23 protein-coding genes are annotated in these 25,013 nt (G+C 70.9%); 10 read left to right on the top strand and 13 right to left on the bottom strand.

Annotated elements, in window-relative coordinates:
- Window positions 1-70: 70 nt before the first annotated feature.
- Window positions 71-604 carry a MarR family winged helix-turn-helix transcriptional regulator gene (locus OHU35_RS17855; protein WP_189726869.1) on the bottom strand — a complete coding sequence of 178 codons (534 nt, stop codon included), beginning with the start codon at window positions 602-604 and terminating at the stop codon, window positions 71-73.
- 88 nt (window positions 605-692) lie between these two features.
- On the opposite strand from OHU35_RS17855, the gene OHU35_RS17850 reads away from it, so the two are divergent.
- Window positions 693-1,478, top strand: coding sequence for a dioxygenase (locus tag OHU35_RS17850; protein WP_189726868.1), 786 nt, complete (start codon window positions 693-695; stop codon window positions 1,476-1,478).
- A gap of 38 nt (window positions 1,479-1,516) precedes the next feature.
- On the opposite strand, the gene OHU35_RS17845 is transcribed toward OHU35_RS17850, so the two are convergent.
- The gene (locus tag OHU35_RS17845) at window positions 1,517-2,035 is read right to left on the bottom strand and encodes a GNAT family N-acetyltransferase (protein WP_189726867.1); all 519 of its coding nucleotides are present in this window, start codon (window positions 2,033-2,035) and stop codon (window positions 1,517-1,519) included.
- Between the two features lie 193 nt (window positions 2,036-2,228).
- On the opposite strand from OHU35_RS17845, the gene OHU35_RS17840 reads away from it, so the two are divergent.
- Both OHU35_RS17840 and OHU35_RS17835 read left to right on the top strand, forming a co-directional pair.
- On the top strand, window positions 2,229-3,227 hold the full coding sequence (locus OHU35_RS17840; protein WP_189726866.1) for an RNA polymerase sigma factor RpoD/SigA: 999 nt from the start codon (window positions 2,229-2,231) through the stop codon (window positions 3,225-3,227).
- A gap of 364 nt (window positions 3,228-3,591) precedes the next feature.
- Entirely contained in the window at window positions 3,592-4,251 is a 660-nt protein-coding gene (locus tag OHU35_RS17835; protein ID WP_372498768.1) for a TetR/AcrR family transcriptional regulator, read from the top strand.
- 36 nt (window positions 4,252-4,287) lie between these two features.
- Here the strand turns inward: OHU35_RS17835 and OHU35_RS17830 are convergent, their stop codons facing one another.
- Window positions 4,288-5,271, bottom strand: coding sequence for a YafY family protein (locus OHU35_RS17830; RefSeq protein ID WP_189726865.1), 984 nt, complete (start codon window positions 5,269-5,271; stop codon window positions 4,288-4,290).
- Between the two features lie 62 nt (window positions 5,272-5,333).
- On the opposite strand from OHU35_RS17830, the gene OHU35_RS17825 reads away from it, so the two are divergent.
- From OHU35_RS17825 to OHU35_RS17805, 5 genes are all read left to right on the top strand, one after another.
- Window positions 5,334-6,839, top strand: coding sequence for an MFS transporter (locus OHU35_RS17825; protein WP_405505928.1), 1,506 nt, complete (start codon window positions 5,334-5,336; stop codon window positions 6,837-6,839).
- Between the two features lie 155 nt (window positions 6,840-6,994).
- Window positions 6,995-7,756 (top strand): DeoR/GlpR family DNA-binding transcription regulator, encoded by a 762-nt coding sequence (locus tag OHU35_RS17820; RefSeq protein ID WP_382829088.1) that lies wholly within the window; start codon window positions 6,995-6,997, stop codon window positions 7,754-7,756.
- Window positions 7,753-8,700: a 1-phosphofructokinase gene (gene pfkB / locus OHU35_RS17815; protein WP_405505926.1), complete on the top strand. Its 948-nt coding sequence runs from the start codon at window positions 7,753-7,755 to the stop codon at window positions 8,698-8,700. The genes OHU35_RS17820 and pfkB overlap by 4 nt, the downstream gene beginning before the upstream one ends.
- Before the next feature lie 148 nt (window positions 8,701-8,848).
- Window positions 8,849-10,912 carry a fructose-specific PTS transporter subunit EIIC gene (locus OHU35_RS17810; RefSeq protein ID WP_189726861.1) on the top strand — a complete coding sequence of 688 codons (2,064 nt, stop codon included), beginning with the start codon at window positions 8,849-8,851 and terminating at the stop codon, window positions 10,910-10,912.
- A gap of 117 nt (window positions 10,913-11,029) precedes the next feature.
- Window positions 11,030-11,191 carry a hypothetical protein gene (locus OHU35_RS17805; protein WP_189726860.1) on the top strand — a complete coding sequence of 54 codons (162 nt, stop codon included), beginning with the start codon at window positions 11,030-11,032 and terminating at the stop codon, window positions 11,189-11,191.
- 13 nt (window positions 11,192-11,204) lie between these two features.
- Here OHU35_RS17805 and OHU35_RS17800 read toward each other — a convergent pair whose 3' ends face one another.
- The 4 genes from OHU35_RS17800 to OHU35_RS17785 form a co-directional block, all read right to left on the bottom strand.
- Entirely contained in the window at window positions 11,205-11,951 is a 747-nt protein-coding gene (locus OHU35_RS17800) for a DUF6227 family protein (RefSeq protein ID WP_359893632.1), read from the bottom strand.
- Window positions 11,952-12,129: 178 nt separating this feature from the next.
- Complete coding sequence (locus tag OHU35_RS17795; RefSeq protein WP_189726858.1) at window positions 12,130-13,347, bottom strand: Ig-like domain-containing protein; 1,218 nt, start codon at window positions 13,345-13,347, stop codon at window positions 12,130-12,132.
- Between the two features lie 166 nt (window positions 13,348-13,513).
- Window positions 13,514-14,554: a P1 family peptidase gene (locus OHU35_RS17790; protein WP_189726857.1), complete on the bottom strand. Its 1,041-nt coding sequence runs from the start codon at window positions 14,552-14,554 to the stop codon at window positions 13,514-13,516.
- Between the two features lie 58 nt (window positions 14,555-14,612).
- Entirely contained in the window at window positions 14,613-15,842 is a 1,230-nt protein-coding gene (locus tag OHU35_RS17785; protein ID WP_189726856.1) for a low temperature requirement protein A, read from the bottom strand.
- A gap of 56 nt (window positions 15,843-15,898) precedes the next feature.
- Here OHU35_RS17785 and OHU35_RS17780 point away from each other — a divergent pair, with 56 nt between their 5' ends.
- Window positions 15,899-16,078: a hypothetical protein gene (locus OHU35_RS17780; protein ID WP_189726855.1), complete on the top strand. Its 180-nt coding sequence runs from the start codon at window positions 15,899-15,901 to the stop codon at window positions 16,076-16,078.
- A gap of 10 nt (window positions 16,079-16,088) precedes the next feature.
- Here the strand turns inward: OHU35_RS17780 and mscL are convergent, their stop codons facing one another.
- The 6 genes from mscL to OHU35_RS17750 all read right to left on the bottom strand — a co-directional run bounded on the left by mscL (window position 16,089) and on the right by OHU35_RS17750 (window position 21,969).
- Window positions 16,089-16,553 carry a large conductance mechanosensitive channel protein MscL gene (gene mscL / locus OHU35_RS17775; RefSeq protein ID WP_189726854.1) on the bottom strand — a complete coding sequence of 155 codons (465 nt, stop codon included), beginning with the start codon at window positions 16,551-16,553 and terminating at the stop codon, window positions 16,089-16,091.
- Window positions 16,554-16,676: 123 nt separating this feature from the next.
- Entirely contained in the window at window positions 16,677-17,282 is a 606-nt protein-coding gene (locus OHU35_RS17770; protein ID WP_405505923.1) for a hypothetical protein, read from the bottom strand.
- A gap of 204 nt (window positions 17,283-17,486) precedes the next feature.
- A complete protein-coding gene (locus OHU35_RS17765; RefSeq protein WP_359893641.1) occupies window positions 17,487-18,374 on the bottom strand; it encodes an S-methyl-5'-thioadenosine phosphorylase in 888 nt (295 codons plus the stop codon).
- Between the two features lie 78 nt (window positions 18,375-18,452).
- Window positions 18,453-18,785, bottom strand: coding sequence for an FmdB family zinc ribbon protein (locus OHU35_RS17760; protein WP_189726853.1), 333 nt, complete (start codon window positions 18,783-18,785; stop codon window positions 18,453-18,455).
- A 67-nt stretch (window positions 18,786-18,852) separates the two neighbouring features.
- Window positions 18,853-20,172, bottom strand: a complete 1,320-nt coding sequence (locus OHU35_RS17755) for an MFS transporter (protein ID WP_268249366.1) — start codon at window positions 20,170-20,172, stop codon at window positions 18,853-18,855.
- 267 nt (window positions 20,173-20,439) lie between these two features.
- Window positions 20,440-21,969: a potassium/proton antiporter gene (locus OHU35_RS17750; RefSeq protein ID WP_405505922.1), complete on the bottom strand. Its 1,530-nt coding sequence runs from the start codon at window positions 21,967-21,969 to the stop codon at window positions 20,440-20,442.
- Between the two features lie 238 nt (window positions 21,970-22,207).
- Here OHU35_RS17750 and OHU35_RS17745 point away from each other — a divergent pair, with 238 nt between their 5' ends.
- Window positions 22,208-25,000 carry a penicillin acylase family protein gene (locus OHU35_RS17745; protein ID WP_405505921.1) on the top strand — a complete coding sequence of 931 codons (2,793 nt, stop codon included), beginning with the start codon at window positions 22,208-22,210 and terminating at the stop codon, window positions 24,998-25,000.
- Window positions 25,001-25,013: the final 13 nt, after the last annotated feature.

The following is a 25,013-nucleotide window of genomic DNA, read 5'->3' as shown; positions in this document are numbered from 1 at the left end:
CCCTTCGGGCCACCCGTAGGCACGAGGAAGGGGACGCCTCGTACCTATGGATTCCAGGACCTGCCCCGGCTCAGCGGAGCCAGGGCAGGTCCGCACCCGCTTCGGTCGGCTGAAGTCCCTCGGCGACGATCCTCATGATCTCGCCGAGGGACTTCTGCTGTTCCGGGGAGAGCCGGTCGAAGACCGCCTGCCGTACGGCCTCCACATGGCCCGGGGCGGTCTGCCGCAGGACCTCGAAGCCCTCCTCCGTGAGCACGGCGAACTGGCCCCGCTTGTCGTCGGGGCAGTCCTCGCGGCGCACCCAGCCGTTCTTCTCCAGACGCGCGATGGCGTGCGAGAGGCGGGAGCGGGTGATCTTCGCCAGCATGGCGAGCTCGGTCATCCGCAGCCGCTTGAGGGGTGCGTCGGCGAGCTTGACCAGAAGACCGTAGTAGACGTGCGGCATGCCCGCGTCGCGCTGGAGCTGACGGTCGAGATGGTCGTCGAGGAGGGTGACGCCCTCCATGAACGAGCGCCAGACGCGCTGCTCCTCGTCGGTGAGCCAGCGCGGTTCCGGGGGCTCCTGGCCCGGGCCTGGTGTCGGTGCGGATGCGGGTGCCTTCATGTGTTCCACTCTACGTGGCCCCTCCTTGAAGATTAAACAAATGGCCCGTACAGTTTTGTCAGGGAACCATTCTGGAGGGAGTCGCAGCATGTCCGCCGCCACCCAGGAGCGCATGCCCGCTCTGTACCTCAGCCACGGCGCCCCGCCGCTGGCGGACGACCCGGTCTGGCCCGGTGAACTGGCCGCCTGGTCCGCCGGACTGCCGCGCCCCAAGTCGATCCTGATGGTCTCCGCCCACTGGGAGGAGGCCCCGCTCGCCCTCGGCGCCACCGAGACCGTCCCCCTCGTCTACGACTTCTGGGGCTTCCCCGAGCACTACTACCGGGTGAGGTACGAGGCCCCCGGCGCACCGGAGCTCGCCGAGTCGGTACGGAAGCTGCTGCGCGCCCCCGGTGTGCCCGTCCAGGACGTTCCCGACCGCGGCCTCGACCACGGCGCGTACGTCCCGCTGGTCGAGATGTACCCGGAGGCCGACATCCCCGTCCTCCAGGTCTCCATGCCGACGCTCGACCCGGTCAGGCTCATGGAGATCGGCCGCAAGCTCGCCCCACTGCGGGACGAGGGCGTGCTGATCGTCGGCTCCGGCTTCTTCACCCACAACCTGGCCGCGCTCCGGCAGGGCGGCATCCCCGGCTGGTCGGCGGAGTTCGACGACTGGGGCCGGCGGGCGCTGGAGGCGCGGGACGTGGACGCCCTGCTGGACTTCACCCGCACGTCGCCCGCGGGGCAGCTCGCCCACCCGCGCACCGAGCACTTCGCCCCGCTGTTCGTGACCATGGGCGCCGCCGACGCGGCCGGTGAGCTGGATGTGCAGAAGTCGGTGATCGACGGGTTCTGGATGGGGCTGGCCAAGCGGTCCGTGCAGTTCGGCTGAAATCGACCTCAGCGAGCCCGGGGTCCGCGCTCCGGGTGTTAGAGCGGCTTCTCGTACCAGGCCACGTCCCAGTAGCGGCCGAACTTGCGGCCGACCTCCCGGTACGTGCCGACGTACTGGAATCCGCAGCGCTCGTGCAGCCGGCCGGACGCCTCGTTCGGCTGGCTGATGCCGGCGTAGGCGCGGTGCAGGTCCTCGCCGGACAGGGCCTTGAAGAGGGCCTCGTACAGGAGGGTGCCGATGCCGCGGCGGCCGGCGTGCGGGGCGACGTACACGGTCGTCTCCACCGAGGTGGCATAAGCGGGCTTCTGCCGGAAAGGGCTTGATGTGGCGTAGCCCAGAATTTCCTGTGAGTTGGTGCCCGTGGCAACCATCAGGCGATGCGGGCCGTCTACTGGATGGGAGAGCAGCCAAGGGCGGCGCTCTTCCGGAGTGAAGATCGCGGTATCGAATGTGATCGCCGTCTCACGTACATAGTGGTTGTAGAGGGCTGTGAGAGCTTCGAGGTCGGCCTCGACTCCCGGCCTGACCTGCACCTCTGTATGTTCTGACGGCATCCTGCCTCCCTAGGTGGCCGGACAGGGTACTGCATGATCAGGAAAATCGTGGGGCGGGTTGGGAATTCTGTCCTGATTCCAGTCGTTGTTTCCATCGGATGCAGGGCACCCGAGGAGAGTCCGGAGAGTCCCGGAGACGGAGTCCAGCGTCCGAAGGACCGCCCGCTGACCTCACCATCGCAAGGGAGCACGCATGGCAACCCGTGCCGTCGCCCGTCGTAAGTCCGCCACCGGCGAGACGGCCGACGCGGCAAGCAGTGTTCGCGCCCATGGCGGCGAGATCGCCGACCGCGACCTGGTCGGCATGTACCTCGACGAAATAGCGCGCACACCACTGCTCGACGCCGCCAAGGAGGTCGAGCTGTCACAGGTCATCGAGGCGGGTGTGTTCGCGCGGCAGGTCCTCGACGGGTTCGAGGACACCAAGGCCGACGCCACCCGTGACGAACTCGAGGCCCTGATCGCCGACGCGGAGCGGGCCAAGGACATCTTCATCCGCTCCAACCTCCGCCTGGTCGTCGCCGTCGCCCGCCGCTACCCCCGCAGCGGTCTGCCGCTGCTGGACCTGATCCAGGAGGGCAACGCCGGCCTGGTGCGCGCGGTCGAGAAGTTCGACTACCGCAAGGGCTTCAAGTTCTCCACGTACGCGACGTGGTGGATCCGCCAGGCCATCACGCGCTCGATAGCCGACCAGTCCCGTACGATCCGCCTGCCCGTCCACCTCGTGGAGGAGCTCGGCCGGATCCGCCGTGTGCAGCGCGAGTTCAACCGCGAGCACGGCCGGGACCCGGAGCCCGCGGAGATCGCAGCCGAGCTCGCCTCGACGCCGGAGCGCGTCACCGACGTGCTCGACTGGGCCCGCGACCCGGTCTCGCTGAACATGTCGGTGGACGACGAGGGCGAGACCCAGTTCGGCGACCTCCTGGAGGACACCTCGGCGGTGTCGCCCGAGCAGTCGGTGCTCACACTGCTGCGCAGCGAGGAGCTCGACGACCTCATCGGCCGCCTCGACCAGCGCACGGCCTCCATCATCAAGATGCGCTACGGCATCGAGGACGGCCGGGAGCGCACCCTGACCGAGGTCGGCAAGGAGCACGGCCTGACCCGCGAGCGCATCCGGCAGATAGAGAAGCACGCGCTGCTGGAGCTGAAGAAGCTGGCGCGCAGCACCGGTTTCGACGCGGCGGCGTGACGCCGGGTTCGCACCCGGCCGCGTGACACCGCGTACGCCGGGTGACGAAAGACCGCGCAAATATGGCGTTGTATCGCCGCTTAACCCGCAGGGCTCGGGGAACAAGACTTCCGGGTCCACCAGTTCGGGTCCGGGGCCACGCCCCCCGGGCCCCAAGAACCAAGTCCCGTCGCACTCCCCCCGGCGCCGGGACTCTCCCAAGGCCGGGCTTCGGCGCCCCTCCCCCCGGGCGCCGGGGTCCGGCTCTTTTCCTGCCGGCGCCTCGCGCATCGCGGGGTGCTTGGAGGGCGGGGCACCCCGTACCTGAACCACGGGGTGGCCCGCCAGATGGCAGATTGTGTCACATGGGCATAACCTGCCGGGCGTGAGCAGCACCACCCCGACCCCGCCTCAGCACTCGCTGACCGAGCGGCGCAAGGCCGAGACGCGGATGGAGATCGCCCGGGCCGCGGCCGGCCTCTTCGTACGGCACGGCCTGCGCGCCACCCGCGCGGAGGACATCGCCCAGGCCGCCGGTATCGCCCCGCGCACCTTCTACCGGTACTTCGCCACCAAGGAAGAGGCCGTCGCCCCGCTCTACGCGGCCGGCGCCCAGCGCTGGGTGGCGGCGGTACGCGCCGCTCCGGCCGACGCGAGCGTGCTCCAGGCCCTCGAACAGGGCGTCCGCCACACCCTCACCCCGGGCGTCGGCGTCTCCGCGTCCTCCTGGGAGTGGGTCCGCACGCTCCTGCGCCTCGCCGAGGCGAACCCGTCCCTGCGCCGGGTGTGGGCGGAGGTGTGCCAGACCTCGGAACGGATGCTGGGGGAGGTGCTGGCGGAGCGGGTGACCGGAGCCGAGAAGGGCGGCGACAACGTTGCCGCCGCACCCGGACTGCGCTTCGCCGCCGCCGTCGCCAGTGCCGCCGTACGCGCCGCCCTGGAGGCCTGGGCGGAAGGGGACGGCCCGGCGGAGGGCCCGGGGGGCCCGGCGGAACTCGCGTCGCGGAACCTGACCGCGTTGCGGGACTTCCCGTGGGAGGCGTGACGCGGCGGGGGCCGAACCCCACCTGAGCGCCAGGGGTCACGCCTCGCCGGCGTCCCCGTCCCCGGCCGCCTTGCTCAACCGCGCCCCCAACTCCCGCACCGCCCGCACTAGTTCCGCGGGCTCCCGGACCACGAAGTCGCACTCCAGCATCGCCAGCCGGAACGCCACCCACTGCACCTGGTCCCCCGCGGATCCCCGCAGCCGGCAGCTGTTGTCGTCCAACGCCTCGGGTGTGCCCAGCCACTTCGGCAAACGGGCCGCGACGAAGTCGGCCGGTGCGGCGAACGTGACCTCGAAGTCGTAGGTCTGCTGCTGCCGTTGCATCGACTGCCGCAGGAACTCGGCCGCGCTCCCCGTCGGCAGCTCGCGCGGTACGAACCGGGCTCCCGTGGCGAACGGTTCGCTCACCCGGTCGACGCGGAACGTGCGCCAGTCGTCGCGGTCGATGTCGTACGCCACCAGGTACCAGCGGCGGCCCGTCGAGACCAGTCGGTACGGCTCCGTCAGGCGCCTCGACTCCGTGCCGTCCGCCGCCCGGTAGGCGAACCGCAGCCGCTCGTGGCCGGCCACCGTCGAGGCCATCACGGTCAGTGTCTCGGGTGCGATGCTCGGACCGTCCCCGCTGGTCAGCGGCATGGTAGCGGCCTGCAGGGTGGTCACGCGGTGGCGCAGCCTGCCCGGCAGCACCTGCTCCAGCTTGGCCAGCGCCCGCACCGACGCCTCGTCCAGGCCCTCCACCGCGTGCCCCGCCCCGGCGCGGAGCCCGACCGCGATGGCCACGGCCTCCTCGTCGTCCAGCACGAGCGGCGGCATGGCCTTGCCGGCGACCAGCCGGTAGCCGCCGTCGGCACCCTTGGTCGCCTGCACGGGATAACCCAGTTCACGCAGCCGGTCGATGTCCCGCCGGACCGTGCGGCGGGAGACCCGGAGCCGGTCGGCGAGCTCGCCGCCGGGCCATTCGCGGGGCGTCTGGAGGAGGGAGAGGAGTGTGAGCAGCCGGGCCGGTGTGTCCGTCGTCATACCGACGAGGATGCCGCACCACTAGGTCATGATCTGACCTAATGACCCCCTAGTTTCGAAGCATGACCTCCACCGACACCACCCCCGGCACCACGGGCGGCGGCACCGATCGCCGCCGCTGGTTCGCCCTCGCGATCGTGATGACCGCGGCTTTCATGGACCTCGTCGACGTCACGATCGTCAACATCGCCATCCCGTCGATCCAGCGGGAGGCGGGCGCGTCCTTCAGCGAGATCCAGTGGATCACCGCCGGCTACGCCCTCGCGTTCGCCGCCGGGCTGATCACCGGCGGACGGCTCGGGGACATCCACGGCCGCAAGCGGATCTTCCTCGTCGGCATCGGCGGCTTCACCGTCGCCTCCGCGCTGTGCGGGCTCGCGGTGAACCCGGAGATGCTGGTGGCCTCGCGGTTCCTGCAGGGCGCGATGGCGGCGCTGATGGTGCCGCAGGTGCTGTCGATCGTGCACGCGACCTTCCCGGCGCACGAACGGGGCAAGGTGTTCGGGCTGTTCGGCGCGGTCGTCGGGCTCGGGGCCGTGTCCGGTCCGCTGCTCGGCGCGCTGCTGACGGAGTGGAACCTGTTCGGGTGGGAGTGGCGTTCGATCTTCCTGATCAACCTGCCCGTGGGTGTCGCGGGCCTCATCCTCGGCAGCCGGTTCATCACCGAGTCCAAGGCGCCGCGGGCCCTGAAGCTGGACCTGGTGGGTGTCGCGCTCGTGACGCTGGGCCTGCTGATGCTGCTCTACCCGCTCATCCGCGGCCGTGAGCTGGGCTGGCCGCTGTGGGGGTACTTCTCGATGGCCGGCTCGCTGGTCGTCCTCGCGGCGCTGGTGGCGTACGAGAAGCGGAAGGCCGCGCGGGACGGCTCCCCGCTGGTCGAGCTGTCGCTGTTCCGGGTCAAGAGCTTCGCGGCCGGGATCGCCGTGCAGACGGTCTTCGGAGTCGCGCTCGGCATCTTCTTCCTGGTGTGGACGCTGTACATGCAGTTCGGGCTGGGCTGGAGCCCGCTGAAGGCCGGACTGACCGGCGTGCCGTTCTCGATCGCCGTGTCGGCGGCCGCCGGGATGTCGGTGCAGCTGCTGGTCCCGCGCTTCGGACGCAAGGTGCTCCAGGCGGGCGCGCTGGTGATGGCGGCCGGGGTGCTGCTCTACATCTGGGAGTCCGGGCACTACGGCCTCGCCATAGCCTCCTGGCAGATGGCCCTCCCGCTGGTCGTGATGGGCGTCGGCATGGGCCTGATCGTCGCGCCGCTGACCGACGCGATCCTCTCCGAGGTGCCGCGCGAGCACTCCGGCTCGGCCTCCGGCCTGATCAACACCGTGCAGCAGATGGGCAACGCGCTCGGGCTCGGGCTGGTGTCGGTCGTGTTCTTCGGCTCGATCAGCGACCATCTGAGCCGGGATCAGGTGGGCCCGGCCTTCGCCAACGCCTTCGAGAACGCCCTCGGTTGGGTGGCCGCGGTGATGGCCGTCATCTTCCTGCTGATGTTCGCCCTGCCGAAGCGGCCGGCGCAGCACGTGGAGGGTGAGGCGCTGCCGGCGGCGGGGAAGGAACCGGCGCTGGTCTGACAGCGCGGTACGGGCCCGGTACCTCAAGGGGAGCCGGGCCCGTTTCTGTTTCCGATCATGCCCGATTAGGCCCGAACCTGTTTACTTCGCAGAAATCTCGGCGTAGCCTCCCGCTGAAACCACACGTTCGGGCACGAGGCGGAGGCGAAACAGACATGTACGCACCGGAGCGGCAGCAGGAGATCCTCCGGCTCGCCCGTGACGGCGGCCGAGTGGATGTCGTGTCGCTGGCCGAGGAGTTCCAGGTGACGGCGGAGACGATCCGCCGGGATCTGACGGCCCTCGACCGGGCCGGCCTGGTCCGCCGGGTGCACGGCGGAGCCATCCCGGTCGGGCGTCTCGACTTCGAGCCGGACCTCGCCGAGCGCGAGACCGCGGCGGCCGACGAGAAGGACCGCATCGCCAAGGCGGCCCTCGCGGAATTGCCCAGCGAGGGCACGATGATCCTCGACGCCGGCACGACGGTGGCCAAGATGGCCGCCGCCCTCCCGCTGGATGCCTCCCTCACCGTCGTCACACACAGCCTGCCCATCGCGGCCCGACTCGCCGACCACCCGGGCATCCAGCTCCACCTCATCGGAGGGCGCGTGCGGCACCGTACGCGCGCCGCCGTGGACGCCTGGGCACTCAGGGCCTACGGCGAGATCCGCGCCGACGTGCTGTTCGTGGCCGCCAACGGCTTCTCCGCCGAACACGGTCTGACCACCCCCGACCTCGCCGAGGCCGCCGTGAAGCGCGCGGCCGTGGCCGCCGCCCGCCGGGTGGTCCTGATCGCCGACTCCTCCAAGCACGGCCAGGAGCACTTCGCCCGCTTCGGCGACCTGAGCGATGTGGACCTGCTGATCACCGACAGCGGGCTGAGCCCCGAAGACGCCGTCGCCATCGAGCGCGGCGGCACGGAAGTAGTGCGCGCATGATCCTCACCGTCACCCCCAACCCGTCACTGGACCGCACCTACGAGGTGCCGTCCCTCGACCGCGGCGAGGTCATCCGCGCCACCGGCGAGCGGATGGACCCGGGCGGCAAGGGCGTGAACGTCTCGCGCGCGGTCGCCGCGGCCGGACAGCGCACGGTCGCGGTCCTGCCCCTGGGCGGCGCCCCGGGCGCGCTCGTCGCCGACCTGCTCGACAAGCAGGGCATCGAGGTCGCTCCCGTCCCGGTCGCCGGGGCCACCCGCTCCAACATCGCCCTCGCCGAGGCCGACGGCGTCCTGACGAAGATCAACGCACCGGGTCCGGAACTGTCCGAGGCCGAGCGGGAACTGCTCCTGGAGACCGTACGGCGGCAGTCCGGCGACGCCGCCTGGATCGCCTGCTGCGGCAGCCTCCCGCGCGGCCTCGCCCCCTCCTGGTACGCCGAGCTGGTCGCCCGCACGCACGCCGCCGGTGCCCGGATCGCCCTGGACACCTCCGGGCCCGCGCTGCTGGAGGCGCTCCGCGAACGGCCCGACGTGGTCAAGCCGAACGCCGAGGAACTCGCCGGGGCCGTCGGCCGCCCCCTCGCCACCGTCGGCGACGCCGTGAAGGCGGCCGAGGAACTGCGCGCGATGGGCGCCCGGGCCGTCCTCGCGAGCCTCGGCGCCGACGGGCAGCTGCTGGTGTCCGACGAGGGCGCCTGGTTCGGCAGCGCCCGCGTGGACGCCGTCCGCAGCAACGTGGGCGCCGGTGACTCCTCCCTCGCCGGCTTCCTGATCGCCGGCGGCAGCGGCCCCGACGCCCTCGCCTCCGCGGTCGCCCATGGCGCGGCGGCCGTCCAGCTGCCCGGCAGCGTCATGCCGACGCCGGGTGACCTGGACCCCGCTGCGGTGACGGTCACGGCGGAGGTCCCGGCGGACCGTGTGCTGAAGGAGCCGGTGTCATGACGTACCTCGAGCCGCACGAACCGGACCCTGAGCGGCGGGCCTCCCCGTTACTCCCCGCCGCCACCCTCGTCACCCCCCACCGCAGCACCCCCGTCCCTTCCCCCGCCCACCCCACGCACCGGGCGATACGCGAGCTAAGGAGCCCGCGATGAGCGACATGATCACCGCGGACCTGGTCGATCTCGACCTGTCCGCCGACACCAAGGAAGCGGCGGCGCGCGCCCTCGCCGAGCGCATGGTGGCCCTGGGCCGGGTGACCGACCTGGACGGCTTCCTCGCCGACGTGGCCGCCCGCGAGGCCCAGATGCCGACCGGCCTCGACGGCGGCATCGGCATCCCGCACTGCCGCAGCGAGCACGTCACCGAGCCGACGCTCGCCTTCGGGCGCAGCTCCGACGGCATCGACTTCGGTGCGACGGACGGCCCCGCCGACCTGATCTTCCTGATCGCCGCGCCGGCCGGTGCCGACGACGCCCATCTGACGATCCTGTCGTCGCTGGCCCGGCAGCTGATGAACACGGAGTTCACCGACGCGCTGCGCTCGGTGGGCGACGCGGCGGCCGCGGCGGCGCTGGTCCGGGGCGACGAGCCCGACGAACCTGCTGCGGCAGGAGCCGAAGACACCGTGGCGTCGGCGGGAGCGGCCTCTCCCGCCGCCGCCACGGTCACAGACGACGCGGACGCGGGCGACCCCGCCGGTGCTGCGGAGGAGCGTCCGTTCCGCATCGTCGCCGTCACCTCCTGTCCCACCGGCATCGCCCACACCTACATGGCGGCGGAGTCGCTGGAGAACGCCGGCCGTGAGGCGGGCGTCGAGGTCACCGTCGAGACCCAGGGCTCGGCCGGTTTCACCCGGCTCGACCCGGAGGTCATCGCGGCGGCGGACGGCGTGATCTTCGCCCATGACGTGTCCGTACGGGAGAAGGACCGCTTCGCCGGCAAGCCGACCGTCGACGTCGGTGTGAAGGCGGGCATCAACCGCCCCGCCGAACTCATCGCCGAGGTACGCGAGAAGGCCGCGCGCGGCGAGGTCAGCTCCGGGTCCGCCCCGGCCACTCCGGTGGAACGCGGCGGCGACTCCGGCGAGGGCTACGGCACCAAGCTGCGCAAGTGGCTGATGTCCGGCGTCAGTTACATGGTCCCGTTCGTCGCGGCGGGCGGTCTGCTCATCGCCCTCGGCTTCGCGATCGGCGGCTACAAGGTCAACAAGGCCCCGTCGGTGATGGACCACTTCCTGTGGACGCAGGCCGACAGCTGGGCGGCCCTGCTCTTCCAGATCGGCGGCGTCGCCTTCGGCTTCCTCGTCCCGGTCCTGGCCGGCTACATCGCCTACGGCATGGCCGACCGGCCCGGTCTGGTGCCCGGCTTCGTCGGCGGCTCGATCGCCCTGACCATCAACGCCGGTTTCCTCGGGGGCCTCGCGGCCGGTCTGATCGCCGGTGGCGTGGTGATCGCGATCCAGAAGGTGAACATCCCGGCGGCGCTGCGCGGCATCATGCCGGTGGTGGTGATCCCGCTGATCTCCTCGGCGATCGTCGGGTTCCTGATGTTCGTCGTCATCGGCAAGCCCATCGCCGAGGCGCAGAAGGGCATGACCGACTGGCTGAACAGCCTGTCCGGCGCCAACGCCATCCTGCTCGGCACCCTCCTCGGCCTGATGATGTGCTTCGACCTCGGCGGCCCGGTCAACAAGGTCGCCTACACCTTCGCCACGGCCGGGATCGCGGTGTCCGACCCCAGCGACTCCGCGATGAAGATCATGGCGGCGGTCATGGCGGCCGGCATGGTGCCTCCGCTGGCGATGGCCCTGGCCACGACCGTGCGCGGCAAGCTCTTCAACGCGACCGAGCGCGAGAACGGCAAGGCCGCCTGGGTGCTCGGCGCCTCCTTCATCTCCGAGGGCGCGATCCCGTTCGCCGCGGCCGACCCGCTGCGCGTCATCCCGGCCTCGATGGCGGGCGGCGCGATCACCGGTGCCCTGTCGATGGCCTTCGGCGCCACCCTGCGCGCTCCGCACGGCGGCATCTTCGTGGTCCCGCTGATCGGCAACCCGTTCCTCTACCTGGTCGCCATCGCCGCGGGCGTCTGCGTCACGACGGCCCTGGTGATCGTCCTGAAGGGCATGCGCAAGCAGGCCCCGGGAGCCACCGCGGCACCCGGCGAGGGCACCGCTGCCCCGGCGGCGGAGACCAAGCAGCCGGTGGCGGCGTGACACCCACTGCGGTCCGTCCCTTTCGTGGCGTGTGAACCGTTCATGCCACCTGCGAGATAGATCACGAAAGTCACGGCCCGGGACCGAAGTCCCGGGCCGTGGTGTCTACTGGAGCGCATGCCCGAGCACGTCTCCGGGTGGCCCGAAGGCCACTCCCTCCCCGCTCTCCCGCAACAGCGGCAGACAGGCCCCCGGTCGGAGTCCGTGGAGCTGTCCACGGAGGAGAGAGACGCCTTCACCGAGCTGGTGCGCCAGTTGGGCGGAGACCGGGGCGTCTAGGTGGCCGAGGCGTCTAGGAAAGCTGCGCCGCCCGCCGCTCCATCGCCTCACGCGCCGCGTCCTCGCTGACGTACACCTCGCACATGTGCCGCCCGTCCGGCGTCGCCGTGTGCTCGACCTCCCACAGGGAGAGCTCCTCGCCGTCACGCAGCAGGAACGCGTGCTCGTAGAGCGAGAAGCCCAGCCCCGCCCGGCCGGCGCGGCAGGGGCGGCCGAAGGCCTGGGTGATCTGGTGACCGGACGCCGTGGCCAGCAGGGCCGCCGTGTCCGCGCCCGGCCGGTCGGTGTTCTCCGCCCGGCGCAGTAAACGGCGCGCGTGGTCCGCCGAGTCGTCGCCGGCATAGGCGTGCCGGGGCACGGGGACCGATGACAGCTGCACCGTCACCGGCAGTTCGAAGTCAGGCGTGTCCGACGGCAGCGGCAGACGCGCGGTCGCGGCCCGCAGCTCCTCCTCGTCCACATAGACCTCGTGCTGCGGTTCGCTGCCCGGGGCGGTGTTGTGGACGAGCTCCCAGAGCGTGAGCGCCGAACCGTCGGCGAGCAGCCACGTGTGCCGGTACGTCTCCCGGTGCAGGCCCGCGCTGTGGTGCGCGGAGTGCAGCGAACCGTCGTGGGCCAGGGCGCAGTCCAGCCGCCCTATCGTCTCGTCCGGTAGCTCGAAGGAGTTCAGGGCGCGGCCGAGGAGTCGCGCGAGGTGCTCCTCCGGAGACTCGGGCGAGTCGTGGGGTTCGTACGCTGCCGTCTCGTACGGAACGCTCAAGGTTTCTCCCGGCGTTGCTGCATGTCACCTTGTGGGTGCATACCGTAGCCCCTCGGTCGGACATCATGTCCGGGAACCGAGAAAACGTACGTCCAGGAAACGCGCGGGCCGCGCGAAAAGTTCCCGCGCGGCCCGGTCGATCCGTCAAAAACCCCAGTTGGGGCTGTACTTCAGCCGCTCACGACCCACTGCCCGCGACCCACTGGCTCCATGCCATGTTCCAGCCGTTGAGCCCGTTGTCCGGCGACACCGTCTTGTCGGGGGAGTTCTTGACGATCACCACGTCCCCGATGAGCGAGTTGTCGTAGAACCACTTGGCGGGCGTGCTGCCCCCGGCGCCCTGGACGTCCGCGAGGCCGACGCAGCCGTGGCTGGTGCCCTGGCGCCCGAAGGGCGGATTGCCCTTGTTGTACCAGTAGTTGCCGTGGATGAAGGTGCCGGACGTCGTCAGGCGCATCGCGTGCGGCACGTCCGGGATGTCGTACTCGCCGCCGAGGCCGACCGTCCGGCTGTTCATCCGGGTCTGCGTGAACTTCTCCGAGATCACCATCTGCCCGTTGTACGTGGTGTGCTCCGGGCTGCCCGCCGAGATCGGGATCGTCTTGATGGTCTTGCCGTCCCGGACGACGGTCATGGTCTGCGTGTTGACGTCGACCGTGGAGACCTGCGAGCGACCGACGGTGAAGGTGACCGTCTTCTTCTGCACGCCGTAGACGCCGTTCGCGCCCTCGACCCCGTCCAGGTCGATCTTCATCGTCACCTTGGAGCCGGCCTTCCAGTACTCCTCGGGCCGGAAGTCGAGCCGCTGCCCGTTGAACCAGTGCCCGACCACCTTCTGCCCGCTGCTGGAGGTGACCGTGATGTGCGACTGCACGGCCTTCCGCTCGGTGATGGCCTTGTCGAAGGTGAACGACACCGGCATGCCCGCGCCGACCGTGGTGCCGTTGTCCGGCGTGTACGTCCCGATGAAACTGTTCGACGACGACACCGTTGTGAAGATGGAGTTGGCCGCGGCCGTCCGGCCGTCCGTGTCCTTCGCGGTCGCCGATATCTGGTACTTCGTCCCGCGCTCCAGCTGCTCCTTCGGCTTCCACGCCTTGCCGTCGGAGGAGATCGAGCCCGGCACGGCCTGACCGCCGTCCGCCACCGTCATCTTCACGTCGGTCAGCTTCCCGTCGCTGACCTTCACGCCGGTCGAGTTGATGGACGCGCCCGTCGAACCGTCCTTCGCCGAGATGGCTATCTTCGCGACGGACGTGTTGCCCGTGCCCTTGCCGCCCTTCTCGTCGTCCTTGGCGGTGGCGCTGCCACCACAGGCGGTGAGCGTCAGGGCGCCGACCATCAGGGCGGCACAGGCCCCCAGTGTGCGCCGCGCAGCAATGTCCGGCGTTGTCACGGGCTGCTCCCAGTTCGTGTGATGTGAGTGATCCGCTCCAGTACGTGAAGGAAGAGGGGCCCGGCGGCCGTTCGGGTTCCGTCCGACCGCCAGGAACGACATCACCGTTACATGGCCGGGACAATGTCCGGCATCGCTGTGGAGCCGCTGTGGGGTGCCCGGCCGCTCAACGGCCCGCGTACAGCTCCCCGTACGACGGCCACGTCCCGCCCGGACCGTCGACCGACTCGGCGGCGCGCACCGCCCGCACGATCGCCCGGGTCACCACATCGGCGCCCGCCGCGAGGACCTCGTTGAGGGCGAGCGGGTTCGCCGCGTCCAGCGCGCGGTCTCCCGTCGCCAGCGTGAACACCGTGTCCCCGTCGTTGAGGAGGTGCACCGGCCGCACCGCGCGGGCGATGCCGTCGTGAGCCGTGCCGGCCAGCTTCTGCGCCTGTGCCTTCGACAGATCCGCGTCCGTGGCGACCACCGCGAGCGTGGTGTTGAGCGGCGGAGGCGCACTCCTCGCGGCCGTCTCGGCGAGGCGCCGCCGCGCGGCCTCATGGACCTCCGTCTCCGGATACTCCACCCGTCCCTGGAACAACTCCCCGTACAGCACCCCCGTTTCCGGATCCACCGTCGAACCCGCCGCGTTGGCCACCACCAGCGCGGCCACCGTGACACCCGAGCCCAGCACCGTGCTCGCGCTGCCGATGCCGCCCTTCACCACCCCGGTCACCGCCCCCGTACCGGCGCCCACGCAGCCCTGGGCCACCCGCGCGCCGAGCTCGCTCGCCGCTGCCGCCTCGACCGCGGCACGGCCGGTGGCCGCGTCCGGCCGGGCCCGGAAGTCGCCGCCCCGCCCCAGATCGAAGACACAGGCGGCGGGCACCACCGGCACGACATGCGCCGGGTCCGCCCCGACCCGGATCCCGCGCCCCCGTTCCTCCAGCCAGGCCATCACCCCCGAGGCCGCGTCCAGCCCGTAGGCGCTGCCGCCGGTCAGCACGATCGCCTCGACCTTCCGCACCACGTTGCGCGGGTCGAGCGCGTCCGTCTCCTTGGTGCCGGGGCCACCGCCCCGCACGTCCACGGCGGCCACGGCCCCGCCCTCCGGGGCGAGCACGACCGTCGTGCCGGTGAGCCAGCCGTCGCCGGCGCGGGTCGCGTGCCCCACGCGCAGGCCGGAGACATCCGTCAGAGCGTCCACCAGAGCGTCAACTGTCATGGCGCCCAGTGTTGTCCAGTCGCAGGCCGTCGTGGGCGTACCGGGCCGGTCGGCGCGGTCAGCCGGCCAGGCTCGACGACTCCTCGGCCCTCGCCGGGCGCGCGGCCAGCGTCTCTCCCGCCACCACCGACAGCGCGCAGACCACGCCCGCCGCGAGCACCGCCCAGTCGCCCAGGAACGTGCAGCAGATCACCAGCAGTGCCGTCGTCGGCAGCACCAGCTGCTGGGTGATGCCCGCCTTGAAGTGACGCGAGTGCAGGGCCCACACGGTCAGCAGGTACAGGGCCGTCGGCAGGGTCACGGCGGCCGACGCCGCCAGCGTGGAGATGTGCGCCTTGCCGACCGTCTGCTCGACCGCCACCTCCAGTCCGGCCCCGATCGCGGCCGCCGAGGCGAAGACCAGGTAGTGGCCGTAGCCCCACAGGAACGCCTGCCGGTTGGAGCGCAGATGGCCGTGGATGGGCACCACGAAGTAGATCCACCACGCGGCGAAGATGATCAGCAGCCCGCCCGACGCGATGGGGAGGAGCTCGCCCAGCGCGTCGTTCTCGTCGATACCGGACTTCACGGCGATCGTGGCCGCGGCGATCGTCTCGCCGAGCACGATGATGGTGAACAGTCCGTAGCGCTCCGCGATATGGCGGGGATGCCAGGACGTGGGACGGCCCCGCTCCGCGAAGAGCGGCACGCACATCTCCAGCAGCGCCATCACCAGGAACCACCAGGGCCGGGCGCCCTCGGGCAGGAGCAGCAGACCCAGCCAGCCGACCTGGCACAGCAGCACACCGCCGGCGTAGCGCAGGGCCGTCGTCCGCTCCGGGCCCTCGGCGGCGCGGGCAGCCCGCAGCCACTGCGTCGCCAGGGCCAGCCGCATGATCACGTAGCCCAGCCAGACCACGAGGTAGTCGTGCTCCTCGAACGCCTGCGAGACCCCCGCCGCGAGGACCAGCACACCCGCGATCTGCACCAGCGTGACGACCCGGTACAGCACGTCGTCGTTGTCGTACGCCGAGGCGAACCACGAGAAGTTCATCCACGCCCACCACACGGCGAAGAAGACCATCGCGTAGTCGAGGATCCCCTCGCCGGCGTGGCCCTCGGCGACGGAGTGCACCAGCTGGATGCCCGCCTGGGCGACGGCCACGACGAAGCACAGGTCGAAGAAGAGCTCCAGCGGCGAGGCCGTCCGGTGCGCCTCGTCGCGTCCGCGGGCCCTGAGCCTGCGCAGCGGTCCCCGGTCGCCGGGCGGGCCGGAGGGGACGGGCGGGGGAGTGGGGCTGGACGTCATGATTCCCAGCACAACAGAAGGCGCGGGGTTTTTCTCCGCGACCGTACCCTGGACGCATGAGCAGCACCCCCGATCCCGAGCCGCGCGCGCCGAAGCCGGCGCTGGTCTTCGACGACCCGCTCGACCAGCAGTCCTCCGACGACACCGACCGCGGCTGGGGCGAGCGCACCGACTCAGGCGGTGGCGCGGCCGACCTCAAGCGCTTCCTCGACGAGAAGCCGCCCCACCACATCTGAGCCGTCGGCGCTACCGCTCCTGCTGGTCGTGCCCCGCACCACGCTGTGCGACCAGCGCGTCCCGGATCTCCTTCAGCACCTCCAGCTCGGTCACCTCGATGACCTCCTGCGTGCCCTCCTTCGCCTTGCGGCGGGCCTCCTGCCGGGCCAGGTACTTCGCCATGGGCAGGACCATCAGGAAGTAGACGACCGCCGCGGTGATCACGAAGCTCATGGCGGCGCCGAGAACGGAACCCCACAGGATCTGGATGCCCTGCTCGCCCTCGCACGTCGCGCTCAGGCATGAGCTGTAGTGGTCGAGGTTCTTGGTCCCGATGGCCCCGACGACCGGGTTGACGATCCCCTTCACCATGGCATTGACGATGTTCGTGAACGCGGCGCCGATCACCACCGCCACAGCCAGATCGACGACGTTCCCGCGCATCAGGAAGGCCTTGAAGCCCTCCCACAGGCTCGGTTCCTTCTTCTCGCTCACCTCGGGGCCTTTCCTCGCACGAGCAGCTTATGGAACAAAACGCTCCGCAACCTACGTCACGCTTGGGCCGCACCGAGGACCTGGGTCCCTCGAACGAGGGCCTTGACGAGATCGTGCACAGCATCACCACAGCGTCACCGCCAATCGCGCCGTGGCACTCGCCCCGGCGAGCCGGGCGGCGGTGGCACGCGGCACCGAGAGCACGACCAGTGCCCCGCCGTCGGTCGCGCCCTCCAGGGGCTCCGGCACCTTCGTCACCCTGGCCCCGCGCGCGACCACACGGGCGTCGCCGCCCGACACCGTCCCCTCGGCGGCGATGACGTCGACCCGGTCGCCCGGCCGCAGCAGCCGTACCGTCGCCGCGTCGGCGATCCGGATCGGGGCCGTCACCGCCCCTGTCGCAACCGCCCCCGCGGCACCGCGCGTCCGCGCGGACCGCTCCCCGGACACCGAGGCCGGGTGCGCGGGAGACTGAGCCCGGGGCTGACCACGGGCCCCGTCACCGTCACGCGGCCCAGCCGCCACCAGCGCGGTCGCGGTGACCGCGAGCCCGACGGCCAGGGCCCGCCGCCGGTGCCGCCCGAGCCGGCCCGACCGGTACCGGCCCCCGCGCACCCGCACGGGATCGAAGCGCGGCACCTCACGCGTCGCGGGCACCTCGGGGCCGGGCGGGAGCGCGGCGACGGGTGAGCTGCCGAAAAGGGAAGACGTGAGCGGAGCGAGGGACACGGGAACCACCACCTGCGACGAGGACCGGCTTGCGCTCCCCACGATGAGGCTTCCCGCCGCCGCCCGCTCAGGCCTGTGGACCTACCCCGGCCTGTGGACAACTCCCTCACCCGAACGGCAAGTTCCGCCGCCCACCACCACGGCCCGCCATCACACGCCCACCACCACGGCCCGCCATCACACGCCCACCACCGGGCCCCCCAACTACGGCAACGCGAACCCCGGATCCATCCCACCCAGCGCACCGGCACACAGACAGTCCCGCTCGTCCTCCCCCGGCAACCCGGCCACCGCGTCGAACAGCACCCCCCGCAACCGGCCCACGTTCGCCGCGAACACCCGCAGCACCTCGTCGTGCGAGACGCCCTCCCCGCTCTCGGCACCCGCGTCGAGGTCGGTGACCAGGGTCAGGGACGTGTAGCAGAGCTCCAGCTCACGGGCGAGTGCCGCCTCGGGATGCCCGGTCATCCCCACCACCGACCAGCCCTGCGCCTGGTGCCACAACGATTCGGCACGGGTCGAGAAGCGCGGCCCCTCGACCACGACCAGCGTGCCGCCGTCCACCGGCTCCCAGTCCCGGCCGCGCGCCGCCTTCAGGGCGACGGCCCGCCCGGCGGAGCAGTAGGGGTCGGCCAGCGACACGTGCACCACGTTCGGCACCGACCCGTCGGGCAGCGGCTCTCCGTCGAAGTACGTGTTCGCGCGGGACTTCGTGCGGTCGACCAGCTGGTCCGGCACCAGCAGCGTGCCCGGCCCGTACTCGGGACGCAGGCCGCCCACGGCGCACGGGGCGAGCACCTGGCGCACGCCGACCGACCGCAGGGCCCACAGATTGGCCCGGTAGTTGATCCGGTGCGGCGGCAGGTGGTGGCCCCGTCCGTGCCGCGGCAGGAAGGCGACCCGCCGGCCGGCGATGTCACCGAGGAAGAGGGAGTCGCTGGGCGGCCCGTAGGGGGTGTCGACCTGGACTTCGGTCACGTCGTCGAGGAAGGAGTAGAACCCGGAGCCGCCGATGACGCCGATGCCGGCGCCCTGCCCGTCCACCGGTCCCGCCACGTCCGCCGAGCCCGCCACGTTCGCCTTGTTCGCCATGTCCGCACCCTAACCGCACGCGGAAACGCCGAGGACCCCGTCGCCCGAAGGGCGGCAGGGTCCCGTAGGAATCAGGCCTTACGCGGCGGTGGTGCTGCTGCTGGTGGAGCTGCCCGTGCCCGACGACGAGCTCGACGAAGAGCTCGAACCGGAACTCGAGCCGGAGCCCGAACCGGAGTCGGAGGACGACGAGGAGGAGCTCGACGACTTCGCCGGGGAGCTGCTCGACGAGGAGCCGCGGCTGTCGTTCCGGTAGAAGCCGGAGCCCTTGAAGACGATGCCGACCGCCGAGAACACCTTCTTCAGGCGGCCTTCGCAGTTCGGGCACTCGGTGAGGGCGTCGTCGGTGAACTTCTGCACCGCCTCGAGGCCCTCGCCGCACTCGGTGCACTGGTACTGGTAGGTCGGCACTGTCTTCCTCCTGGCACTCTCACTCGATGAGTGCTAACGACGGTCCATAGTGACGTATTCCGGCCGCTCAGTCCACCGCCACCGGCACGCGGTGACCCACGCCACGTGCGACCGTCCGCCCGTGGGCACGCCCCGCCAGCCGGGAACGCAGGGCCAGGAGGGTCGCCAGGGCGAGCACGGTGCCGCCCATGGGCACCAGGAAACCGGCACCGCCCCACAGGCGGTCCTCCAGTTGCCCGGCGACGCTGACGGCCGCCGCCTGGCCGAGTGCCACCGCGCCGGTCAGCCAGGTGAAGGCCTCGGTACGGGCACCGGCCGGGACCAGGCCGTCGACCAGGGTGTAGCCGGTGATCAGGGCGGGCGCGATGCACATGCCGACCAGCAGGCCGAGACCGGCCAGGACCGGCACCGAGTGGGCGGCCCACAGGCCCGACGCGGTGAGCGCGAGCGCCGTGTAGCCGATGACCAGGCGCCGCTGCGGGGCCGCCTTCCAGGCGATCGCGCCGCAGACGACGCCGGAGAGCATGTTGCCCGCGGCGAAGACGCCGTAGAGGACGCCGTTCAGGCCCGGTTCGCCGATCGACTCGGTGAACGCGGCCAGCGAGACCTGCATGCCGCCGAAGACGGCGCCGATGCCCAGGAAGGTCACGATCAGCACGCGCACGCCGGGGACGCGCAGGGCGGAAGTGTGCTCCACGCGCGCGTGCCCGCCGCTTTCGACGGACGGCTGGGTGCTCTTCCGTGCGGCGAACAGCAGGCCGCCGATCAGCGTCAGCGAGGCCTCGGTGACCAGCCCGGCGGCCGGGTCGATCGCCGTGCACAGGGCGGTGGCCAGCAGCGGTCCGACGACGAAGGTCAGTTCGTCCGTGACGGACTCGAAGGCCGCCGCGGTGGTCATCAGGGGCGAGTCCTTGAGCTTCACGCCCCAGCGGGCCCGCACCATGGGTCCGACCTGCGGCACCGAGGCGCCGGTCGGGACGGCCGCCGCGAACACCGCCCACAACGGGGCGTCCAGCAGCGCGAGCGCCGTCAGCGTCAGCCCGGAGGCCGCGTGCAGCAGCACCCCGGGGATCAGCACGGCGCGCTGCCCGTGGCGGTCGGCGAGGCGGCCGCTGTAGGGCGCGAACAGAGCCATGGAGACACCGGTGACGGCCGCGGCGGCGCCCGCCGCTCCGTAGGAGCCGGTGGTGTGCTGCACCAGCAGCACGATGGAGATGGTCAGCATCGCGAACGGCTGGCGTGCCGCGAAACCGGGGAGCAGGAACGTCCAGGCGCCGCGGGTGCGCAGCAGCCGGCCGTATCCCGGGCGGGCGGAAGCCGTCGATTTCTGCGAATTCATCGCGTCCGTCGAGTTCTTCGACTTCTTCGAGGTGACCGTGGATGCCACGGCCCGTGCCTTTCTGCCGCCTGGTAGCGCGGCCCGGCAGGCGGGCGGCGCCGAGAGCTGTCCTCTTGCGCGGAACTGCGGTAGATGCCGGGGCCCAGTGAGGAGGGACGTCCCGACCGCCATACGGCCGCGCCAGCTCTGCGTCAGACAGAGTTGGTTCGATCTGGGTACGCCTTCATCGTACAGGGATCAAGGGCTTGCGCGCCTGTGAAAGCGAGCACCAAGGGCCCGCTCGCCTTACAAATGCAAAACGGCACGAACCAGTTCTTAACGACTCGCCCCGTCCGTGCCCAGCCACCCGGCCAGCTTGCCGCCGTGGCCCACCGCCCGCAGTCGCTTCTCCGTCGCGTCCCGGACCGGATCCGTGGCCACGACCAGGAGCTCGTCCCCGCGTTGCAGCACCGTCGTGGGGAGCGGAACAAACGATTCGTTCGCGCGCACGACGAGCGTCACGGCGGCACCGGGCGGCAGCCGCAGCTCGCCCACCTCCACGCCGTGCATCTTCGACCCCTCGGGGATCGCCACGGACAGCAGATGCCCGCGCAGCCGCTCCAGCGGGGCCGACTCGATGCCGAGGTCGGCGGCCTCCGAACCGTCGCCCAGGCGCAGCTTGCGGCCCAGCCACGGCAGCGTCGGGCCCTGGACCAGGGTGTAGACGACGACCAGGATGAAGACGATGTTGAAGATCCGGCGGCTGGCGTCGACGCCCTCCACCATGGGGATGGTCGCCAGGATGATGGGCACGGCCCCGCGCAGTCCCGCCCAGGACATCAGGGCCTGCTCCCGCCACGGCACCCGGAAGGGCTGCAGGGAGACCACCACGCTCAGTGGACGCGCCACCATGGTCAGCACCAGCCCGATGGCGAGGGCGGGCACGATGTCGTCGCCCAGCTCGTGCGGCGTCACCAGCAGGCCGAGCAGGACGAACATGCCGATCTGGGCCATCCAGCCGAGCCCGTCGGCGAACCCGCGCGTGGCCGGCCAGTGCGGCAGCCGCGCGTTGCCCATCACCATCGCGGCGAGGTACACCGCGAGGAAGCCGCTGCCGTGGGCCAGGGCGCCCGCCGCGTACGCCACCGTGGCGATCGCCATGACGGCGATCGGGTAGAGGCCGGAGGCGGGCAGCGCCACATGCCGCAGTCCCCAGGAGCCCAGCCAGCCCACCGCGAGCCCGATGGCCGCGCCGATGGCCAGCTCCAGCAGGATCACGCCCAGCAGTACGTACCAGTGCTCGACCGGGCCCGCCGTGGACAGCGAGACCACGAGGATGACCACCGGGGCGTCGTTGAAGCCGGACTCCGCCTCCAAGGTGCCCGTCACGCGCGCGGGGAGGGGGATTTTGCGCAGCACGGAGAAGACGGCCGCCGCGTCGGTCGAGGAGACGACCGCCCCGATGATGAACGCCTGCCGCCACTCGAGGCCGATCAGGTAGTGCGCGGCCGACGCCGTGACCCCGACGCTCACCGCGACACCGGCCAGCGCCAGTGCCGTGGCGGCCGGCAGGGCCGGCTTGATCTCCTTCCACTTCGTGCCCAGACCGCCCTCGGCCAGGATCACGACCAGGGCCGCGTATCCGATGACCTGGGTCAGTTCGGCGTTGTCGAAGTGGATGTCGCCCACGCCGTCCTGGCCCATGGCGACGCCTATGCCCAGGTAGACGAGCAGGCTGGGGAGCCCGCTGCGCGAGGAGATCCGTACCGCTGCGACGGCGACGAGCAGGACGAGCGAGCAGACGAGCAAGAGCTGGTTGAGGTGGTGAACAGTCAGCGGCCGAATCCTTCCCTGGCCCACCCGCACACGCGCGTGGGCTCACGTACATCGCACATGAAGCTGTGGCGCACCGCGCCAACTACTTCGTTACCTTACCTAACTCTTGACGATTTCTTGACGCTTCCGAGGGCAAGATCGAACGTTCGTCCGTGCCGGTTCCCGACTCCGCGTCAAGGGGCGCAGGACCCTGCGCCTATCGTTGCTCCAGCGCTCAGTTAAAAGCACAGCCGAACCTGCCGCTCGCGTTAGGACAGCAAGGACAGCGATGCCCCCCAACACCACCGCCTCCACGGGTCAGCAGCCCGGCAAGTCCGGCAGGAGAAAGGGGCGCAAAGCCCGTCTGATCGTGCTCGTCCTGGTGCTGGCCCTCATCGGGGGCGTCGGCTTCGGGGGATACTGGTCCATCAGTACCGTCCGGGCCTCCTTCCCGCAGACCAAGGGCACCCTCACACTCAAGGGCCTCTCGGGGCCGGTCGAGGTGAAGCGGGACAACTACGGCATTCCGCAGATCTATGCCTCCTCCGACGCGGACCTGTTCATGGCGCAGGGCTACGTCCAGGCGCAGGACCGGTTCTACGAGATGGACGTACGCCGCCACATGGCCTCCGGGCGGCTGTCGGAGATGTTCGGCAAGAGCCAGGTCGACAACGACGAGTTCCTGCGCACGCTCGGCTGGGACCGGGTCGCCAAGAAGGAGTACGACACCAAGCTGTCGTCCTCCACGAAGAAGTACCTCCAGGCGTACTCCAAGGGGGTCAACTCCTACCTCCAGGGCAAGGACGGCAAGGACATCTCCCTGGAGTACGCGGCGCTCGGCTTCACCAACGACTACAAGCCGCAGAACTGGACCCCGGTCGACTCGGTCTCCTGGCTGAAGGCGATGGCCTGGGACCTGCGCGGCAACATGCAGGACGAGGTCGACCGCGCCCTGCTGACCAGCCGCCTCGGCCCGAAGCAGATCGCCGACCTGTACCCGGAGTACCCCTCCGGCCGCAACAAGGCGATCGTCCAGGAGGGCCAGTACAGCGAGCTGACGGGCACGTTCGAACAGGGCGGCACGAGCGGCACGTCCGGCGGCTCCACCGGCACGGGCGGCTCCACCGGGACCGGGGCCTCCACAGGGACCGGGGGCACCGCCTCCGGCAGCTCGGGCACGCAAGGCCTCCAGAGCCAGCTCACCGGCCTCACCAAGGTCCTGGACGACCTCCCACCGGCGGTCGGTGTGAACGGCGACGGCATCGGCTCCAACTCCTGGGTCGTCTCCGGCGAGCACACCATCACCGGCAAGCCGCTGCTGGCCAACGACCCGCACCTGGGTCCCTCGCTGCCGTCCGTCTGGTACCAGATGGGCCTGCACTGCCGCAGCGTCTCCAGTTCGTGCCAGTACGACGTCTCCGGCTACACCTTCGCGGGCATGCCCGGCGTGATAATCGGTCACAACCAGGACATCGCCTGGGGCATGACCAACTCCGGCGTCGACGTCACGGACCTCTATCTGGAGAAGATCACCGGCAACGGCTACCAGTACGACGGCAAGATCAAGCCTTTCCAGACGCGCGAGGAGACCATCAAGGTCGCCGGCGGCGAGTCCAAGAAGATCGTGGTCCGCGAGACCGACAACGGGCCCCTGCTGTCGGACCGTGACGAAGAGCTGGTGAAGGTCGGCAAGAAGGCCGGAGTCAACACCGCCGCACCCGACAGAGGCGACGGCTACGGCGTCGCGCTGCGCTGGACCGCGCTGCAGCCGGGCACCACCATGGACGCCGTCTTCGCCATGGACAAGGCGAAGGACTGGAACGGCTTCCGCAAGGCCGCCGCGCAGTTCGAGGTGCCCTCGCAGAACCTGATCTACGCGGACACCCAGGACAACATCGGCTACACCCTCCCGGGGAGGATCCCCACGCGTCCGGAGGGCGACGACGGCTCGATCCCCGCGCCAGGATGGGACCCCAAGTACCGCTGGACGGGCTACGTCGACCAGGACGCGCTGCCGTACGAGTACAACCCGAAGCGCGGCTACATCGTCACCGCCAACCAGGCCGTGATCGACCCGGACAAGTACCCCTACACGCTCACCAAGGACTGGGGCTACGGCACGCGCAGCCAGCGCATAAGCGACCTGATCCAGTCGAAGATCAAGGACGGCGGCAAGGTCTCCACGGACGACATGCGCCAGATGCAGCTGGACAACAGCAGTGAGATCGCCCGGCTGCTGGTGCCCACGCTGCTGAAGATCGACCCCGAGAACAAGGATGTCCGCGAGGCGCAGAAGCTCCTCGAGGGCTGGGACTACACCCAGGACGCCGACTCGGCCGCCGCGGCCTACTTCAACGCGGTCTGGCGCAACATCCTCAAGCTCGCCTTCGGCAACAAGCTGCCCAAGGAGCTGCGACCCAAGGGCCAGTGCCTGTACGTCGATCCGGTCAACACCACCGGGCCCGCCGACGAGGCCGAGAAGGTCCGCGAGTGCGGCCAGCGCGACCCCGACCAGGCGCAGCCGGACGGCGGCGACCGCTGGTTCGAGGTGGTCCGCAAGCTGATGGAGCAGCCCGACAGCGACTGGTGGAAGACGCCCGAGGCGGGCACCCGTCCCCCTGCCGCCAACCGCGACCAGCTGCTCAGGCGGGCCATGATCGACGCCCGCTGGGAGCTGACCGCCAAGCTCGGCAAGGACATCGACAGCTGGAGCTGGGGCCGGCTGCACCGCCTGTTCCTGGACAACCAGACCCTCGGCACCGAGGGCCCCGGTTTCGTCCAGTTCGCCCTCAACCGCGGCCCGTGGGAGCTCGGCGGCGGCGAGGCGACGGTCAACGCGACCGGCTGGAACGCCGCCGGCGGCTACAGCGTCGTCTGGGTGCCGTCCATGCGGATGGTCGTGAACCTCGGCGACCTCGACAAGTCGAAGTGGATCAACCTCTCCGGTGCGTCCGGGCACGCCTACAGCGCCCACTACGTCGACCAGACGGACAAGTGGGCCGAGGGCGAACTGCTGCCGTGGTCCTACTCGGACAAGGCGGTCGAGGACAGCGCGACCGACAAGCTGGTGCTCAAGCCGTGAGCCGCTGACGCCC

This window comes from Streptomyces purpurascens, assembly GCF_045040895.1.
GTDB classification, from domain to species: Bacteria; Actinomycetota; Actinomycetes; order Streptomycetales; family Streptomycetaceae; genus Streptomyces; species Streptomyces purpurascens.
Note: the sequence above shows the minus strand (reverse complement) of the source record. Positions and strands in the feature narration are given on the sequence as shown.